Raw genomic sequence first — 14,843 nt, 5'->3', positions numbered from 1 at the left:
GCGTCACCGCCTCCGCTGTGAGATTGATGACAAACCTCATGCCATTGCCGGGTTTGCAGAGAGCAGCGGATAAAAAATAAGGAAAATCAATTTATTGATTTTCGGCTGATGGCCACAAAGGAGGAAAAACCACGTTTTTTCCTCCTTTGCCAACGGTCTGACGGGGGCGCTATCGCCCCCGCTGTCTCACTTCAAGGGATGCGGCAAGGTGAGCACCCAGAGCTCGCTCAGCGACTCCGGCTGCTCTAGCGGGCGCAATTCGATACGGGCGTCGGTCTTGTCGCCATCGAGGCTCAGCCGCCCTTCTTTCTCCAGCTGATAATCGCCGATTTTCTTGCTCTTTGGCGATGCGTCCACCAGCTTGGCCTGCAGGCCGAAATCGTTGTCATTAATCACCGCCAGCGTGCGATCGTCGATCAGCGCCAACCCTTCCGCTTTCTCCTGGCGCCAGCCCAACTGGCGCAGGTCCGCCACTTCCTGTTTCTGCGCCAGCTTCACGCCGCGTTTGGCGAGATCTTTCGCATCGTCGAACTCCAGCGCTTTCCCCTGGCCGTCAAACGCGCTCAGATCGCTGGCCTGCGCGAGATCCACCAGATAGATCTTGTTGATCATCGTCTTATCTTTACCGGTTCCTTGTTCAATCAACAGGATACGCTGGTTGTCCAACGCCACCACATCGCCAATCTTGGCGTCTTTGGCTTTTTTATAGCTGTCGATATCGATGGGATAGCCGTACATGGCGGTTTTGCCACTGCGCGGATCGAAGCTCACCAGCCGGGTAAACTGCGCCTTGTTTTTGCTTTTGCCATCGACATCCAGCGTGCTCTGCACCGCCGCCAGAATGCGCCCATCCGGCATCCGGGTCAGCCCCTCAAAACCACGGTTGGGCTGGCGCCACTTCAGGATGTTCGGCAAACCGCCCGCGACCGCCTGCTCGCCGGCCTGCGGCGTTGGGCCGTATTTGGCGAGAATTTTACCTTTGCCGTCGACATGGATCAGAAACGGACCGTACTCATCACACAGCCAATAACCACCGTTGCCGTCACCGGTAATGCCTTCGGTATCCAACCCGCGGCGATCGCCGGACAGCGGCTGCAACGCGTCGTTCAACGCCACTTCGTTCGTGGAACCAATCAGCTCGCTCGGCAGCGGCAGCCCGCTAATCGGCCCTTTTTCGTCATGCAAGGGCCGTGCATTCTCGGCCACGGCCTTGCCGCCGCCGATGCGAATGTCCATCAACAGGGGCACGAATCGCGGGTTGGCGAAAATTTTGGCTTCTTGCTTGCCCACCGCCGGGGCATCGGCATTCGGGCCGCGATCGGTCAGCGTCGTCAGCACCAGATCGTCGCCCTGCTTGCGATTGAACGTCAGCCCGGAGCCGATCCCCACCGGCAGCCCCTGCGGGAAATTCTTGGCGAACGCCCCCTGATAGGCGACGCGTTCCCCGCCGGGGAAGCCGACCACATAACGCGCTACCTCAATATCTGCAGCGTAGGTGAATACAGGAAACAGTGAAGCCAACAGCAGGGAGAGCGATTTTATTTTCATGGTTTTTACCCGAGGTTGAACGAAGCGTTATCAGGCAGAAGAAGATATTAATTTAGCATGACACTGAGATGACAACAGGCGCTTCGTCAAATGTGCAATAGACAATGAAGGTTGACTGGCAAATAGAAATTAGCAATTAACCTGGGGATATTGAATGGAGAAAACCGCTGGAAAAAAGCGCCTGAAAATAACCCGTCATTTCGCTTAGGGTAAATTCTTATATCAAAGATAAAAAAATCGGCAAACGCGCGCAGGCACGGCGAAAAACGGCGTTTTTCTCATAGACAAAATAAAATACCGGGGATTTAATACCGCCGTTATTCAAGGTGCATTAAGAAAATTCTATAGAATATCTGCATGAACTGAAAAAGCTGTTCTATAGTTTTTAGTGCTAACGCCCGTTAGTCAATTCCGCAGGATGGAATCTATGTCAAAGCGACTTTTTGCTGAATTTTTTGGCACATTTTGGTTGGTGTTTGGTGGTTGTGGTAGCGCAGTATTAGCCGCGGCATTCCCACAGCTGGGTATTGGTTTCCTCGGCGTCGCGCTCGCTTTCGGTCTGACCGTGGTGACGATGGCCTATGCCGTCGGCCATATTTCCGGCGGGCACTTTAACCCGGCGATCACCGTTGGCTTATTCGCCGGCGGCCGTTTCGCGGCGAAAGACGTGATCCCTTACGTTATCGCACAGGTGATCGGCGGTATCGCCGCAGCGGCGGTGCTGTATTTGATCGCCAGCGGCAAAGCCGGTTTCGACGCCACCGCAGGCGGTTTCGCCTCCAACGGTTACGGCGAACACTCACCGGGCGGTTATTCTCTGCAGGCCGCGATCGTGATTGAGCTGGTGCTGACCGCCTTCTTCCTGATCGTTATTCATGGCGTGACCGACAAACGCGCGCCGGCAGGCTTCGCCCCGCTGGCGATCGGCCTGACGCTGACCCTGATCCACCTGATCAGCATCCCGGTGACCAACACCTCCGTCAACCCGGCGCGCAGCACCGGTGTAGCGATCTTCCAGGGCACCTGGGCGCTGCAGCAGCTGTGGGTCTTCTGGCTGGTGCCGCTGGTCGGCGGCATTATCGGCGGCCTGATCTACCGCTGCCTGCTGGAAGATAAAAAATAAGCGCATCGCAGCCGATAGCGTTTCACGGGGCAGCCTTCATCGGCTGGCCCGTTGCTTTCAGCCCTTCGTCACGTCAAACATCATGATATCGCTGGTAAAGGAGCCGTCCGGCTGAATGGCGAAGTGCGCCGCGACCTCCTGCGACACGCTTTGCTGCAGCGCACGGATCGCGGTAACGAAATGCGCCGGCGTGCGCATGCGCGCCACCCAGCTGCCGAACTCCAGCATCAACCGATCCGACGTTACCTCGCGCACCACCAACCCAGCCTCGGTCAATAACGCCAGCCACTCGCCCGGCGCATAGTTGCGCACGTGTGAGGTGTCGCGCAGCACTTCCACGGTTTGCAGATAGATATCCAGCAGCGGATGCCCCGGCGAGACCACGTCCATGAAGATCGCTCTGCCGCCCGGCTTGAGTACCCGCTTGACCTCACGCAGCGCCTGGCCAACGTCGTGCCAGTGGTGCGCCGAATAGCGGCTGATGACCAGATCGAAGCTGGCGTCCTCAAACGGTAAAGACTCCGCCACGCCCTGCTGCAGCTGAATGTTACTCAAGCCTTTTTCCGCTGCCGCCTGCTCCACCACCGCCAACATTTGCGCCGACAGATCGTAGGCCACCACCTGCGCCACCCTGGCCGCCGCCGTGAAGCTGGCGTGCCCGGCGCCGCAGCCCAGATCGAGCAAACGCGCGCCGGCGTGCGGTTCCAGTAACTGTGCAAGGCGTTGTAAATCCTTGCCCTGCGCGTGCACCGCGCTGGTTAAGTAAGCGTTGGCCTGCTCGCCGAACTGCCGGTCTACCGCGTTTTTATGGCTGTTGCTGATGCTCATGTTTGCTCCCGTTATTATCCGGCTTGCGCCTGTGCCTGAAGGCTTTCGGCTACTATAATCAGGCTACTATACGGGTACAATATGAGCAGTTATCCTGGTATAAATAGGTACCACGCTATGTCATCAGAAGCCTTATCCGGGCCAAAGGCCCTCGGCGCATTCCTGCGCGCGCACCGCGAGCGCATCACGCCGGAAATGCTCGGCCTGCCCAGCTCCTCGCGCCGCCGCACCAGCGGCCTACGGCGCGAAGAGCTGGCGCAAATCAGCGGCATCAGCGCCACCTGGTATACCTGGATCGAACAGGGGCGCGAGGTGTCCATTTCCCCCTATACGCTGGCACGCATCGCCAAGGCGCTGCGGCTCGGCCCCGCCGAACGCCACTACCTGTTTACCCTGGCGCGCGTCGCCGATCCCGAGCAGGAAACGCACCGCGAAACCGCCAACGACGCGGTGCTGCAAAGCGTGCACCAAATGACGGTGCCCTGCTACCTGCTGGACGTGACCTGGAACGTCGTCGCCTGGAACCCGCAGGCGGCGGCGCTGTTCAGCGGCTGGCTGGATGTGGCCAACAGCCCCAACCTGCTGCACTTCATGTTCTTCCACCCATTGGCGAAAACGCTGGTCAGCGATTGGGAAGAACGTGCCCGCCGCGTGGTGGCCGAGTTTCGCGCCGAGACCAGCCATCACCAAAACACCGAAGAGATGCGCGCCTTCGTGCGCAACATGACGCACAACAGCGCGGACTTTAATCACTGGTGGAAACAGCATGACGTGATGGCGCGCGAAGGCGGCGAGCGCGCGTTCGAGCACCCTCAGCAAGGTGCGCTGCGCTATCGCCAGCTCACCTTCCATCCGGCGGAGCACGGCGGTCTGAAGCTGGTAATGCTGATCCCGCTGCCGTAATTGGTAACAAATTCATAGACAGGTTTACCCGCCATTTATTTATTGGTTCATGCAAACGCGCTAGGGTGATTGTTACCGATGACAACGATCATCCAGCACCGTTATTTATCTCCCGAGGTACGCCTATGCAATCCGAAGAACAACGCCTTATCGATGGTCTGTTTGGCCGCCTGAAAGAAGCCGAGACCAAGACGGGCCCACGGGATCTCCAGGCAGAACAGCAAATTAATCAGCATATTCGCGAGCAGCCTTCCGCCCCTTATTACATGGCGCAGGCAATGATCATTCAGGAAGCGGCGCTCAAACAGATGGACCAGCGGGTCAAAGAGCTGGAAGCCCAGGTCGCGCAGCTGCAGCAAACCGCCAGCGGCCAACAGAGCAGCGGCGGCTTCCTGGCCGGCCTGTTCGGCGGCGGCAGCCGCAGTACGCCAAGCCCGCGTGAACAGTATCAGGCGCAGCAGCAAAATACGGCGGCCTGGAACAACGCGCAGCAAGGGGGCTACTCACAGCCGCAGCAGCCAGCCTATGCCCAACCGCAGCAGGCGGCGCCTTCGCGCGCCGGCGGCTTCCTGGGTGGGGCTTTGCAAACCGCGGCGGGCGTCGCCGGCGGCGTGGTATTGGCCGACATGCTGACCGGCATGTTCCGCCATTCGCAGCCGCAGGAAATCGTGAATATTATCGAAGAAAACCCGGCACCGCTGGACGACAGCGCGATGCGCAATTTCGACGCCTCCAACAACCTTGATACCTTCAACAACGGCGACGGCGGCAGCTTCCTGAATCAGGACAACGGCTTCCAGAACGCCAACTATCAGGATGACACGGACTACGCCGACGACGATTACAGCGACGACGACGATTCCTTCCTGTAATACTCCTCTCCCCCTCTCACCCGCAGAGGGGGATTTCCCGTTTCGCCGATCTGGACTACAGTGAACGCTGTTCATTGATCCGGCCGGGAGAAACGATGCCGAGCTTTAATCCTTCAGCCCCGTACTTCAGCGAGCGCCTGCAGATGCGGCCGCCGGTGATGACAGACCTCGAACGTTTCTACGCCATCTTTGGCGATCCGCAAACCCAACGCTTCAACCCCGCCGGCCCGCTCACCAGCGAAGCGCAGGCCGCTTCGGCGCTGCAGGAGCGGCTCGCCGTCTGGCGGCAACACGGTTACGGCTCCTGGGCGCTCGCCCTGCGCGAACGGCCGGATTGGGTTATCGGTTTTGGCGGCTTGTCCTGGAAACCGCTCGGCGCGCAGCGCACCGTTAACCTCGGCTATCGCTTCGACACCCGGGTGTGGGGCATGGGGCTGGCCACCGAGATGGCGCGGGCTTCACTGCAATACGGGTTTGTCGGTCTGGAGGTGGGTGAGATTTCTGCCATTGTGCGCGTGGAGAATCAGGCTTCGTGGCGGGTGCTGGAAAAGATTGGCATGCAGCGGGTGGATACGCTGGATGACGTGCCCGGCGCAGCGCCGAGCCTGGTGTATACGCTAAAGCGCGGCGACTATCAGGGCTGATCGTCGCTGATTTTGGCCAACGCCATGCGGTAAGATTTGACCTTCTGACGCTTTTTCAGCCAGGTGGCGGTAGAAACGATGAACACCGCGCCCGACATCGCCAATACGCCGGTCGGGTGGCCGTAAAACACCATCAAGGCAAAGTACACGGCGGAAACGATCGCCACCCATTTCGCCGTATTGCCCATGTCGTTCTTCTCCTGGGTCAAACGGCGGATGTGCTCTTCTTCACTGATTCCCATACGCGCTCCTTGTTGGCTAAACGTTCCATTATATGGAGCTGGAGTGCTGATATTTCAAGCGGTTGGATGGTAAAGAAGCGTAAAGCTCAGGCCGGAGGTTCCCGACGCCGGGGCAGATAGCGCCCGGGCTGGTCGGCGCCCGGCAAACCGGTGCCGTCGTTGCGGCCAAACAGCCGGTAGCGATTGCCGGCGACCGCATCGTAGACCTTGTCCGCCAGCCGCGGCGGCAGGTAACGCGCCAGCGCCAGCGCGCGGTACGGCCACCCCAATTGGCGCAACGCCTGGAACAGCGCCGCCGAACGCAGCCAATAACGCCCCTGCTCAACATAGACCACGGAATCGAAACGATCGGTCGGCAATCCCAGCGCCTGCAGGATCGCCTGCCCTTCGACGGATTGCACCGTCGCCAACAGAATGCGCCGCTGCCGATCGGCGCGAATAAGATACCTCACCAGCCCGTGACACAGATTGCATTCGCCGTCGAACAACAGCGCGCACTCGCCGGACTGGAGATAGGGCAGTTGTGCTAAAAGGGTCATCCCGCCTCCCGATAAACGCTCGCCTTAGCCTAACGCGCCTTGAGCGTGCGAACCAGAGCGGGATGACAGGGCCCGTTAAGGCGCAGGCGGGGCGTCAGGCACGGCCACCACCGCGACGCGCACCTCGTAATGCTTGGCGCTGCCCGCCGGGATCACCGCCGTCAGTTTGTTGATGGTTTCCACCGGATTGTCGCTGGCCGAGGTGGCGCAGAACAGTTCGCCGCCGTGGCAGAACCCCGGTTTGGGCGGGTGCCCGCCCGGGAAAGGCGGCATGCGCATCGGTTCATCCGCCACAGGCGGCAACGCTTTGGCCGCAGGCGCCTCAGGGGCCGACATCGCGCTCGCGCTGAACAACAGCGCCATGCCCATGCAGGGCAGCGCCAGGATCTTGATTGCTTGTTTCATTGAATTAGCCTCATTTGCCGGGTTCGGGATTACGCTACCCCGCCCCCGGCCAATGAGAAAGCCGCTTTTCGCTACCTTTTCGCCCCGCTACGTTTTGCTTACATCCCGCATCTAACGTGATGAAAGGCGAAAGGTGGGGTAAAGGGCCGCCGTGTTACTTACCGCCGGCCAGCGTGTTATAGCTGGTCATCAGATTGCGGTAGTCCGGGATATGGTTGGAGAACAGCGTGCCCAGGCCTTCGATGTCGTTGCGCCAGTCGCGGTGCAGCTCGCAGGCGACGCCGAACCAGGTCATCAGCTGCGCGCCGGCGGCTTCCATGCGGCTCCAGGCCGACTGACGCGTCAGCTCATTGAAGGTGCCGGAGGCGTCGGTCACCACAAAGACCTCAAAGCCTTCATTGAGCGCCGACAGCGCCGGGAATGCCACGCACACTTCGGTCACTACACCGGCGATGATCAGCTGTTTACGGCCGGTGGCTTTTACCGCCTTGACGAAGTCGTCGTTGTCCCAGGCGTTGATTTGGCCGGGGCGAGGAATAAAAGGGGCATCGGGGAATTGGGCCTTCAGCTCCGGCACCAGCGGGCCGTTGGGGCCGTTTTCGAAACTGGTGGTCAGAATGGTCGGCAGATTGAAGTACTTCGCTAAATCACCCAGCGCCAGCACGTTGTTTTTAAACCGATCGGGATCGATATCGCGCACCAGCGAAAGCAGCCCTGCCTGATGATCCACCAGCAATACGGCGGCCTGGTCCTTGTCGAGGCGCTTGTAATTTGCAGTCATGGTTTTACTCCTGTGGGGGTTGATGTTGCGGATGAAACGCCCCGCCGCTGGGACGGGGCGTTGAGGTTTAAGTGTAGCGCCTGGGCCGGGGAACACGTCCCACCCCAGGCACCAAGGTCAGCCGGCGCTCGCTTCGGCGTTCATGCTACCGAACTTGCCGCTGTTGAAGTCGCGGAACGCCTGCTGGATTTCCGCGTCGCTGTTCATGACGAACGGGCCGTAGCCGACGATAGGCTCATCGATCGGTTCGCCGCTCAGCACCAGCAGCGCGACGTCGTTGTTGGCTTCAATCGTGATCGAATCCCCCGCCCGGTCGAAACGCACCATTTGGGTTTCGCGCACCACCTCTTCGCCGTTGACCAGGATCGCGCCGTGCAGCATCACCAGCGCCAGCGTATGGCCTTCTTTCACCGTCAGCGTGGTGGTGTGGCCGGCATTCAGCTTCATATCCCACACGTTGAGCGGGCTGAAAGTGCGTGCCGGGCCGGCGTGGCCGCCAAAGTCACCGGCGATCACCCGCACCTGCCCTGCGCCGTCTGCCAGCGGAACCACCGGAATATCGGCGTTCAGCAGCGTCTGGTAACCGGGCTCGGCCATTTTGTCCTTGGCCGGCAGGTTGACCCACAGCTGCACCATTTCCATGGTGCCGCCCTTGCGCGAGAAGTCCCGCGAATGGAACTCTTCGTGCAGAATGCCGGAGGCGGCGGTCATCCACTGGACGTCGCCGGGGCCAATCACCCCGCCGCTGCCGGTCGAGTCGCGGTGTTCCACTTCGCCCTGATAGACGATGGTCACCGTTTCAAACCCGCGATGCGGATGCTGACCCACGCCGCGGGTGCCGGAGGCAGAGCGGAATTTGGTGGGCGCCGCGTGATCCAGCAGCAGGAACGGGCTCATTTCCGCCCCCAAATCGTTATAAGAGAACAGCGAATTCACCAGGAAACCGTTACCGACCCAATGCGCTTCTGGGCTGTTGTGAATACCGAGGATTTTTTTCATCTTGAACTCCCGTTTCAGACCTCACGGCCTTAAGTTGATGGCAGAAGTTTAATCTGTCGGGGTTTGCTGCAGTAGTAGGCAAGATGTACACTCAGCGTTCTACTGGTAGAACGATAAGGGATACGATGCTGACCGATCTGAACGATCTGTTTTTCTTCGCCAGCGTGGTCGATCACCAGGGATTTGCTCCCGCCGGCCGGGCGCTGGGCATTCCCAAATCCAAGCTCAGCCGCCGCGTGGCGCTGCTGGAAGAGCGGCTGGGCGTGCGCCTGATCCAGCGCTCGACGCGGCGTTTCTCGGTGACCGAGGTCGGCCAAAACTATTACGCACACTGCAAGGCGATGCTGGTGGAAGCGGAAGCGGCGCAGCAGGCGATCGAACAGACGCGCGCCGAGCCCTGCGGCACGGTGCGCATGTCGTGCCCGGTGGCGATCCTGCACACCCGCGTCGGCAGCATGGTGGCGGCCTTTATGGCCGACTATCCGAAGGTGATGGTGCATCTGGAGGCCACCAACCGCCGGGTGGACGTGGTGGGGGAAGGGTTGGATCTGGCGATCCGCGTGCGGCCGCCGCCGCTGGAAGACAGCGATCTGGTGCTGAAGATCCTGGCGCAGCGCACCTGGTGCGTCGCCGCCAGCCCGGCGCTGGTGCGCACCCTCGGGCCGGCGCACACGCCGGAAGACCTGCGTAAATACCCGACGCTCGATCTCGGCCCGGCGCGCGCTCAGCACCAATGGCGGCTGACCGGCCCGCAGGGTGAACGGGTCGAGTGGGAACACACGCCGCGGCTGGTCACCGACGACATGCTGATGCTGCGCACCGCCGCCATCGCCGGCGCCGGCATCGTTCAGCTGCCGGCGATGATGATGCGTGACGACATGCTGCGCGGCGAACTGGTCCAGCTGCTGCCCGGCTGGCAGCCGCAGGGCGGCGTGGTGCATGCGGTCTACCCGTCGCGCCGCGGTTTATTGCCGGCGGTGCGGCTGCTGCTCGATTATCTGGGCGAGCAGTTCGCCAGCATCGAAGAGGAGTGATTAGGCGGTAATTTCGATCGCGTTGCCGTCCGGATCGCGGATGACGGCCTCATAGAAGCCGTCGCCGGTCCAGCGCGGCGCGGACTGCAGGATACCCTCCTGCTGCGCGCGCTGCGCCAACCGGTCGACCTGCCGTTCATCCCCCAGCGACAGCGCGATGTGCGCCCAGCCCACCCGTTCTTCCTGGGCCAGCGCCGGCAACAGCGTCGGCACGCGCATGATCTCCAGCGTCGGCCCGGCCGCCAGGCTGACAAAACGGGAAACAAACCCCTGCCGGTTGCGGCTGACGTACTCCTCACCCGCCTCACCGTTGAAATAGCGCTGCCAAAACGCCAGCTGCGCGTCGATATCACGGGTCCACAGGGCAACATGGGCTATTTTCATCATCATTCTCCGGTCGGTAAATCGCTGTGCCAAACCTGGCCGCCGCCCTGCGCCACCTGCAGCTCGAGCTGCGGGTGCGCGCCGCGCGCCGTCACCAGATGATCCACCCGCCCGGCGGGCAGGAAGGGGTAAGGGGCGTAGGTATTGAGCTTGTCGCGGGTACACAGCACCGCCACGCTGCCGGCGCGCGTCAGCAGCCGCTTTTTGAAGGTGGCGTCCTGGTAGCTCAGCGCGGAGAAGCCGCCGTCCGGGTCGTAGGCGCAGATGCCGGTGAACACCAGATCGAAATGGAAACCATCTATCTCTTCCGCCGCCTTGGCGTCCACGCAGCCGCCAACCTGCGCATCCAGCTCACCGCCGATCAGGATGGTGCGGATCCCCGGCCGTTCCAGCATTTTGCCGGCGATGCTCAATGCATTGGTCACCACCGTCAAACGCCGATCGCGCGGCAACAGATCCGCCAGATACAGGTGGGTGCTGCCGGCATCGAGGAAGATCAGCTGCTCTTCACCGATCAACCCCAGCGCGGTCTGCGCCAGCGTCAGCTTCTCATCGCCGCTGAGCGCCATGCGCGCCGCAACGGGGCCTTCGGCCGGCGTCGGCGCCAGCGCGCCGCCATAGATACGTTTACACAGGTTCTGCGCCGCCAGCTGGCGCAGATCGCGGCGGATGGTGGCTTCGGTGGTATTCAACCGCTGCGCCATCTCCAGGGCCAGCACCCGCCCCTGTTGGCGAAGCGCGTCGAGAATGGCCTGGTGGCGTTCATTCGGTAACAGTTTGGACATCGCGTAAATCCGGTGACGCTAAAGTGATCACAAATGTACACAAACGTACAAAATCGAACAATCATTTTTTTCGCCACGCTGAAGCGGCGGCGCTCGTCTAGACTGAGAGTGACATCACCGATAAGGGATTATGACGCGATGACCTCCGCCGTGCTTTATACGCTGTTTCCCGCCGCAGCCACCGTCATCGGCGCTGCGGTGGCACTCTATCGCCGCCCCGGTGCCGCCACGATGCGCGTCATCCATCACTTTACCGCCGGCATCGTTTTTGCCGCCGCCGCCACCGAAATCCTGCCCGATCTCAAGCAGCAGTCGCCTTTGGCCGTGTTGCTGGGCGGCGCTGCGGGGGTGCTGTTAATGCTGTTGGTTAGGCAACTGGGTGAAAAAGCGCAGGGGCCGGTCGGTTTTATCGCCGCGGTCGGCGTCGATATCTTTATCGATGGGCTGGTGCTGGGTATTGCCTTCGCGGCCGGTGCCAAGGCCGGTCTGCTGTTGACGCTGGCGTTGACGCTGGAAGTGCTGTTCCTGGGGTTGTCGATCGTCGGCGATTTGAAAGACTTTCTCGGCAGGCGGCTGCGGGCCATGGCGGCGATAGTCGGCCTGGCGCTGCTGCTGCCCATCGGTGGCCTGCTGGGGGCGCCGGTGGCCATGCTGGGCGCATTTTGGCTGACCGCCTTTTTGGCCTTTGGCCTGATCGCCCTGCTCTACCTGGTCACCGAGGAGCTGCTGGTCGAAGCGCATGAAGGCGGAAAAGAGACACCGTTCGCCACCGCGATGTTCTTTGCCGGCTTCCTGCTGCTGTTGCTGTTAGAGGAAGGTTTGGGGTAAAAAAACAGGAATTTCATGGCGCATGCCGCCCGGAGGCAACGCTTTGGCTATACTGAGGCAGGCGAAGTTACCGTAGACGTAACGGCTTGGGCGTAAAGGGAAAACGATGTTATTGACGATCGCAAGGTGGCTGTTTCAACTCCCCGGGAAGCTGTTCGGGCTGATTTTTAAAAATCGCCTGAGGATATTTTTGTTCTTTATGCTGGTCGCCATCGCGGTGCTCGGCGCCAAGCGCTATCTGCGCGCTCATCAATATGACGACGAGTTCAGCCTCGCCGCCCCCACCGATTACAACCGCGCGATAAAGCGCGAAATGCCGCTGCGCGAGGCGCGTGAACAGTGCGGGGGGCCGCTGCACGACAATGCCGGGCAGCCGTGGCCCGCCTCAGCCGGTTATCTGCACCAGCCGACGCGGCTGCCCGCGACCGGTCTGCATCGGCTGACGCTGGATAATCAGGGCAACGATTTCGCGGTGCTGGTCAAGCTGGAAACGCCGACGGCACCGCAGCAGCTGGCTGAAGTCTTTATTCCGCCCGCCGGCAGCTTCGAGGTGAAAATCAATGCGGACGCGGAACACGTCATGAAAATCAAGAACATCAAGACCGGCTGCATGTTCCGCTCCCGGCCGTTCAACCTGGATAAACAGAGCGATTGGCGCATGCCGCTGACGCTACAAAAAGACGGCAGCCTGCAGCTGCAGTCGATAGGGGATCGCCAATTCTGATCGGGCGCCGGGCGGAAGCGCCGGCGCCGCGAGGGTTACTTTTTCACCGGGTGATCGCGGCGGAACAGTTCCCAGCTTTCAATTTCCTGCCCACTCGGCAAGGTGCAGGTGGAATACTGGCCTGCCGCGTTCTCTTTGGCATTCAGCTTGCCGCCGATTTGGGTGCAATACACGTCGGCCGGGTTCGCCATGCCGATCGGTTTCACCTGCGGCGGTGGCGGCGCATCGTTGGATTTCACGGAACACCCCTGCAACATCGTCATCCCCGCCAACAGGGAAAGCATCAACGTTTTTTTCATTTTTCCAGCTTATGCAAAAAAGAACGGCGGAGCGCTCCGCCGTTCGTTCATCATGAAATAAAGGATTTGCCCTGTTTCAGCACCAGATCGCAGGCTTTTTGCTTCACCTTCTCGGTGATCTGCGAGGTACCCAGGCTGTTCAGATCCAGGCTCTTGCCTTCGCCGGTCTGCAGCAAGCCGCCCAGGCCCTGCTGATAATCCTGGCTCTTGGCGTTTTCGGTGCTGGTGATGCCCAGCTTGCTGAGCAGCTGATCTTTCACCCCTTCGGCACCGTTAGCCGACAGCACGTTGTTTTTCACACAGTACTGCAGGATACCGGCGGCATTGGTCATGCTGCTGGAGCTCAACGCCGTGTCGCCACCGTTCAACAGGCCGGTCAGCGAGGAGAGCGACATGCCGCCGCTGCTGTCGCCGCCCGACTTGCTCAGTTCGCCCGCCGCGCTGCTGAGGGAATCCATCAGCCCGGCAGCCTGAGTGGCGCCGCTAGCCAGGGTAGCGGACAGCGCCAAGGCCAGCAGTAAACGATGTTTGGTGATCATAGTGGTAAAACTCCTGTAATAACGGCATGCGATCGGCGCAGCGCGCCGGGATACCCTTCCGACGCCGCCGGCGGCGACAAGTTCCTTTTATCTCGCCGCCGCGCCGTTTTTCGGAATTCAGGAAATTTAGAACTGCCAGCGCAGCCAGGCGAAGAACACGTTGCCGTTGTTATAGGTGCCGGGAATGTAGGTCGCCTGGAACGTCAGCCGCTGATAGCCGATAGAGGCCAGCGGCAGCGGTGCCGGGATAGGAATGTATTTCCAGTTGTCACGCGCGGTGACGCTGGCGGTGAAGCCCAGCCCCAGGCGGAAATCCTTGTCATCCAGCGGGCGCCAGATCTTCTCGTAGGCGTAGCCGCCGATCGGCTCCCACTTGTTGAAGGAATCCTTGAACGCCATGATGTAGATACCGTGCCAGTCACCGTCGCTGTCGTAGCGGGAGATACCGTAACCGGCCCCCCACGGGCGCTCGTTGTACTTATCGATATGTTCATCATCGTAAGTCCAACGGTTGTGCCAGGTGATGGCCGGAATATAGAGATCGTGGTTAGGCGAGTTGTTCCAGGTCTCCGCCACGTTATCGGTAAAACGCTGCCATAGACCCGGTTTTTCAGCCTGCGCGGTATTGCCACTTTCTGTACCAACCTCAGCGTAAGAAGGCAGTGCAGGAAATATCAACGCCAGAGAACATGCCAAAAGAGTCCGTTTGAGAAACATCGTAAAGCTCCTGTAAAAATACGGCCGAAGATTCTTACCGATAGCCCAGGCAAGATCAAGCTGTATCTAATTTATCCAACGCCCGTTGTGCTTTGGTTAAGTTTAGCACCGGAAAATTCCCGGTAACTTTTAACAGGTTGTGCCGGCCTGCGTATGCTATCGCCTTTCGGGCGGCAAAGCCGTGGGAAAAGTCCGCTTTGTCGCACACGACTCGCGGGCAAGGTGCTTGACCAACACATCGACATCGAGACGGTTCACAAACTCCAGGGAATAAGAGGAATAGAGACCGAACAGGCGATTCTGGTGCCCGACCACCACCAGATCGATACCGGCCTGATGAATGAAATCGTTGACGTCCTTAAAGCGCCGGATAGTGACGATTTCCTTGACCGCAACCGGCGCCTCGACGGCGCTCACCAGCCGGCTCAGCATCGCCTTGGCGGCGATCACCTCCTGCGCCTGGCGATCTTTGACCAGCGCATCGCTGCCGTACTCCAGCTCCGCATAGTCGGCGTTGAGGTGGCCGACGGTGATGGCGATCGGCAGCCCGCCCACCATCGCTAGCGTTTGACGCAGTAACGGCAGCCCATCGCGCTCATCGTGAATCAGTACCAGAATGTGTCGATAGCTTTTCATCGCTCTTTCCCCC

The 14,843-nt window shown here is 60.4% G+C and carries 20 protein-coding genes; 7 read left to right on the top strand and 13 right to left on the bottom strand.

Features of this window, described 5'->3' with window-relative positions; genetic code table 11:
- Positions 1–186: 186 nt before the first annotated feature.
- A complete protein-coding gene (locus AC4PR2_RS04075) occupies positions 187–1,548 on the bottom strand; it encodes an esterase-like activity of phytase family protein (protein WP_492174908.1) in 1,362 nt (453 codons plus the stop codon).
- A gap of 427 nt (positions 1,549–1,975) precedes the next feature.
- On the opposite strand from AC4PR2_RS04075, the gene aqpZ reads away from it, so the two are divergent.
- Positions 1,976–2,671 carry an aquaporin Z gene (gene aqpZ / locus AC4PR2_RS04070; protein ID WP_100396238.1) on the top strand — a complete coding sequence of 232 codons (696 nt, stop codon included), beginning with the start codon at positions 1,976–1,978 and terminating at the stop codon, positions 2,669–2,671.
- 57 nt (positions 2,672–2,728) lie between these two features.
- Here aqpZ and AC4PR2_RS04065 read toward each other — a convergent pair whose 3' ends face one another.
- On the bottom strand, positions 2,729–3,499 hold the full coding sequence (locus tag AC4PR2_RS04065) for a class I SAM-dependent methyltransferase (protein ID WP_087763262.1): 771 nt from the start codon (positions 3,497–3,499) through the stop codon (positions 2,729–2,731).
- Between the two features lie 117 nt (positions 3,500–3,616).
- On the opposite strand from AC4PR2_RS04065, the gene AC4PR2_RS04060 reads away from it, so the two are divergent.
- From AC4PR2_RS04060 to AC4PR2_RS04050, 3 genes are all read left to right on the top strand, one after another.
- On the top strand, positions 3,617–4,402 hold the full coding sequence (locus tag AC4PR2_RS04060; RefSeq protein WP_038873182.1) for a helix-turn-helix transcriptional regulator: 786 nt from the start codon (positions 3,617–3,619) through the stop codon (positions 4,400–4,402).
- Between the two features lie 125 nt (positions 4,403–4,527).
- Entirely contained in the window at positions 4,528–5,274 is a 747-nt protein-coding gene (locus AC4PR2_RS04055; RefSeq protein WP_197827247.1) for a DUF2076 domain-containing protein, read from the top strand.
- Positions 5,275–5,369: 95 nt separating this feature from the next.
- A complete protein-coding gene (locus AC4PR2_RS04050) occupies positions 5,370–5,918 on the top strand; it encodes a GNAT family N-acetyltransferase (protein WP_197827246.1) in 549 nt (182 codons plus the stop codon).
- Here AC4PR2_RS04050 and AC4PR2_RS04045 read toward each other — a convergent pair.
- The 5 genes from AC4PR2_RS04045 to AC4PR2_RS04025 all read right to left on the bottom strand — a co-directional run bounded on the left by AC4PR2_RS04045 (position 5,909) and on the right by AC4PR2_RS04025 (position 8,884).
- Positions 5,909–6,160: a hypothetical protein gene (locus tag AC4PR2_RS04045; protein WP_033642017.1), complete on the bottom strand. Its 252-nt coding sequence runs from the start codon at positions 6,158–6,160 to the stop codon at positions 5,909–5,911. The genes AC4PR2_RS04050 and AC4PR2_RS04045 overlap by 10 nt on opposite strands.
- A gap of 86 nt (positions 6,161–6,246) precedes the next feature.
- On the bottom strand, positions 6,247–6,699 hold the full coding sequence (locus AC4PR2_RS04040; RefSeq protein ID WP_330113314.1) for a thiol-disulfide oxidoreductase DCC family protein: 453 nt from the start codon (positions 6,697–6,699) through the stop codon (positions 6,247–6,249).
- A 75-nt stretch (positions 6,700–6,774) separates the two neighbouring features.
- A complete protein-coding gene (locus AC4PR2_RS04035) occupies positions 6,775–7,104 on the bottom strand; it encodes a hypothetical protein (protein WP_025301705.1) in 330 nt (109 codons plus the stop codon).
- Positions 7,105–7,258: 154 nt separating this feature from the next.
- Positions 7,259–7,885, bottom strand: coding sequence for an isochorismate family cysteine hydrolase YcaC (ycaC, locus tag AC4PR2_RS04030; RefSeq protein ID WP_060423224.1), 627 nt, complete (start codon positions 7,883–7,885; stop codon positions 7,259–7,261).
- Positions 7,886–8,002: 117 nt separating this feature from the next.
- Entirely contained in the window at positions 8,003–8,884 is an 882-nt protein-coding gene (locus AC4PR2_RS04025) for a pirin family protein (RefSeq protein WP_038873171.1), read from the bottom strand.
- Between the two features lie 125 nt (positions 8,885–9,009).
- On the opposite strand from AC4PR2_RS04025, the gene AC4PR2_RS04020 reads away from it, so the two are divergent.
- Positions 9,010–9,918 carry a LysR family transcriptional regulator gene (locus AC4PR2_RS04020; RefSeq protein ID WP_180548153.1) on the top strand — a complete coding sequence of 303 codons (909 nt, stop codon included), beginning with the start codon at positions 9,010–9,012 and terminating at the stop codon, positions 9,916–9,918.
- Here AC4PR2_RS04020 and AC4PR2_RS04015 read toward each other — a convergent pair whose 3' ends face one another.
- Together AC4PR2_RS04015 and AC4PR2_RS04010 are read right to left on the bottom strand one after the other, a co-directional pair.
- Entirely contained in the window at positions 9,919–10,302 is a 384-nt protein-coding gene (locus AC4PR2_RS04015) for a VOC family protein (protein WP_180548152.1), read from the bottom strand.
- Between the two features lie 2 nt (positions 10,303–10,304).
- Positions 10,305–11,087 carry a DeoR/GlpR family DNA-binding transcription regulator gene (locus AC4PR2_RS04010; protein ID WP_070915501.1) on the bottom strand — a complete coding sequence of 261 codons (783 nt, stop codon included), beginning with the start codon at positions 11,085–11,087 and terminating at the stop codon, positions 10,305–10,307.
- 138 nt (positions 11,088–11,225) lie between these two features.
- On the opposite strand from AC4PR2_RS04010, the gene AC4PR2_RS04005 reads away from it, so the two are divergent.
- Both AC4PR2_RS04005 and AC4PR2_RS04000 read left to right on the top strand, forming a co-directional pair.
- On the top strand, positions 11,226–11,915 hold the full coding sequence (locus tag AC4PR2_RS04005) for a ZIP family metal transporter (protein WP_060440611.1): 690 nt from the start codon (positions 11,226–11,228) through the stop codon (positions 11,913–11,915).
- A gap of 106 nt (positions 11,916–12,021) precedes the next feature.
- Positions 12,022–12,639 carry a hypothetical protein gene (locus AC4PR2_RS04000; RefSeq protein WP_047728779.1) on the top strand — a complete coding sequence of 206 codons (618 nt, stop codon included), beginning with the start codon at positions 12,022–12,024 and terminating at the stop codon, positions 12,637–12,639.
- A gap of 35 nt (positions 12,640–12,674) precedes the next feature.
- On the opposite strand, the gene AC4PR2_RS03995 is transcribed toward AC4PR2_RS04000, so the two are convergent.
- The 4 genes from AC4PR2_RS03995 to AC4PR2_RS03980 all read right to left on the bottom strand — a co-directional run bounded on the left by AC4PR2_RS03995 (position 12,675) and on the right by AC4PR2_RS03980 (position 14,830).
- Positions 12,675–12,938 carry a putative hemolysin gene (locus AC4PR2_RS03995; protein WP_004940597.1) on the bottom strand — a complete coding sequence of 88 codons (264 nt, stop codon included), beginning with the start codon at positions 12,936–12,938 and terminating at the stop codon, positions 12,675–12,677.
- 50 nt (positions 12,939–12,988) lie between these two features.
- Complete coding sequence (locus tag AC4PR2_RS03990) at positions 12,989–13,477, bottom strand: YjjA family protein (RefSeq protein ID WP_330113313.1); 489 nt, start codon at positions 13,475–13,477, stop codon at positions 12,989–12,991.
- A gap of 126 nt (positions 13,478–13,603) precedes the next feature.
- Positions 13,604–14,194, bottom strand: a complete 591-nt coding sequence (gene pagP, locus AC4PR2_RS03985) for a lipid IV(A) palmitoyltransferase PagP (protein WP_025301698.1) — start codon at positions 14,192–14,194, stop codon at positions 13,604–13,606.
- Between the two features lie 156 nt (positions 14,195–14,350).
- Entirely contained in the window at positions 14,351–14,830 is a 480-nt protein-coding gene (locus AC4PR2_RS03980; RefSeq protein WP_060423210.1) for an adenine nucleotide alpha hydrolase family protein, read from the bottom strand.
- Between the last annotated feature and the right edge of the window lie 13 nt (positions 14,831–14,843).

It is taken from the genome of Serratia sp. A07 (genome assembly GCF_058725505.1).
Note: the sequence above shows the minus strand (reverse complement) of the source record. Positions and strands in the feature narration are given on the sequence as shown.

What these genes read in the sequence shown, in the direction of transcription:
- AC4PR2_RS04025 (WP_038873171.1), bottom strand. Translation starts at nt 8,884, where the DNA reads ATGAAAAAAATCCTCGGTATTCACAACAGCCCAGAAGCGCATTGGGTC.
- AC4PR2_RS04075 (WP_492174908.1), bottom strand. Translation starts at nt 1,548, where the DNA reads ATGAAAATAAAATCGCTCTCCCTGCTGTTGGCTTCACTGTTTCCTGTA.
- AC4PR2_RS04050 (WP_197827246.1), top strand. Translation starts at nt 5,370, where the DNA reads ATGCCGAGCTTTAATCCTTCAGCCCCGTACTTCAGCGAGCGCCTGCAG.
- AC4PR2_RS04040 (WP_330113314.1), bottom strand. Translation starts at nt 6,699, where the DNA reads ATGACCCTTTTAGCACAACTGCCCTATCTCCAGTCCGGCGAGTGCGCG.
- AC4PR2_RS03990 (WP_330113313.1), bottom strand. Translation starts at nt 13,477, where the DNA reads ATGATCACCAAACATCGTTTACTGCTGGCCTTGGCGCTGTCCGCTACC.
- AC4PR2_RS04045 (WP_033642017.1), bottom strand. Translation starts at nt 6,160, where the DNA reads ATGGGAATCAGTGAAGAAGAGCACATCCGCCGTTTGACCCAGGAGAAG.
- AC4PR2_RS04005 (WP_060440611.1), top strand. Translation starts at nt 11,226, where the DNA reads ATGACCTCCGCCGTGCTTTATACGCTGTTTCCCGCCGCAGCCACCGTC.
- AC4PR2_RS04035 (WP_025301705.1), bottom strand. Translation starts at nt 7,104, where the DNA reads ATGAAACAAGCAATCAAGATCCTGGCGCTGCCCTGCATGGGCATGGCG.
- AC4PR2_RS04020 (WP_180548153.1), top strand. Translation starts at nt 9,010, where the DNA reads ATGCTGACCGATCTGAACGATCTGTTTTTCTTCGCCAGCGTGGTCGAT.
- AC4PR2_RS03995 (WP_004940597.1), bottom strand. Translation starts at nt 12,938, where the DNA reads ATGAAAAAAACGTTGATGCTTTCCCTGTTGGCGGGGATGACGATGTTG.
- aqpZ (WP_100396238.1), top strand. Translation starts at nt 1,976, where the DNA reads ATGTCAAAGCGACTTTTTGCTGAATTTTTTGGCACATTTTGGTTGGTG.
- AC4PR2_RS04060 (WP_038873182.1), top strand. Translation starts at nt 3,617, where the DNA reads ATGTCATCAGAAGCCTTATCCGGGCCAAAGGCCCTCGGCGCATTCCTG.
- AC4PR2_RS04010 (WP_070915501.1), bottom strand. Translation starts at nt 11,087, where the DNA reads ATGTCCAAACTGTTACCGAATGAACGCCACCAGGCCATTCTCGACGCG.
- AC4PR2_RS03980 (WP_060423210.1), bottom strand. Translation starts at nt 14,830, where the DNA reads ATGAAAAGCTATCGACACATTCTGGTACTGATTCACGATGAGCGCGAT.
- pagP (WP_025301698.1), bottom strand. Translation starts at nt 14,194, where the DNA reads ATGTTTCTCAAACGGACTCTTTTGGCATGTTCTCTGGCGTTGATATTT.
- AC4PR2_RS04065 (WP_087763262.1), bottom strand. Translation starts at nt 3,499, where the DNA reads ATGAGCATCAGCAACAGCCATAAAAACGCGGTAGACCGGCAGTTCGGC.
- AC4PR2_RS04015 (WP_180548152.1), bottom strand. Translation starts at nt 10,302, where the DNA reads ATGAAAATAGCCCATGTTGCCCTGTGGACCCGTGATATCGACGCGCAG.
- AC4PR2_RS04055 (WP_197827247.1), top strand. Translation starts at nt 4,528, where the DNA reads ATGCAATCCGAAGAACAACGCCTTATCGATGGTCTGTTTGGCCGCCTG.
- ycaC (WP_060423224.1), bottom strand. Translation starts at nt 7,885, where the DNA reads ATGACTGCAAATTACAAGCGCCTCGACAAGGACCAGGCCGCCGTATTG.
- AC4PR2_RS04000 (WP_047728779.1), top strand. Translation starts at nt 12,022, where the DNA reads ATGTTATTGACGATCGCAAGGTGGCTGTTTCAACTCCCCGGGAAGCTG.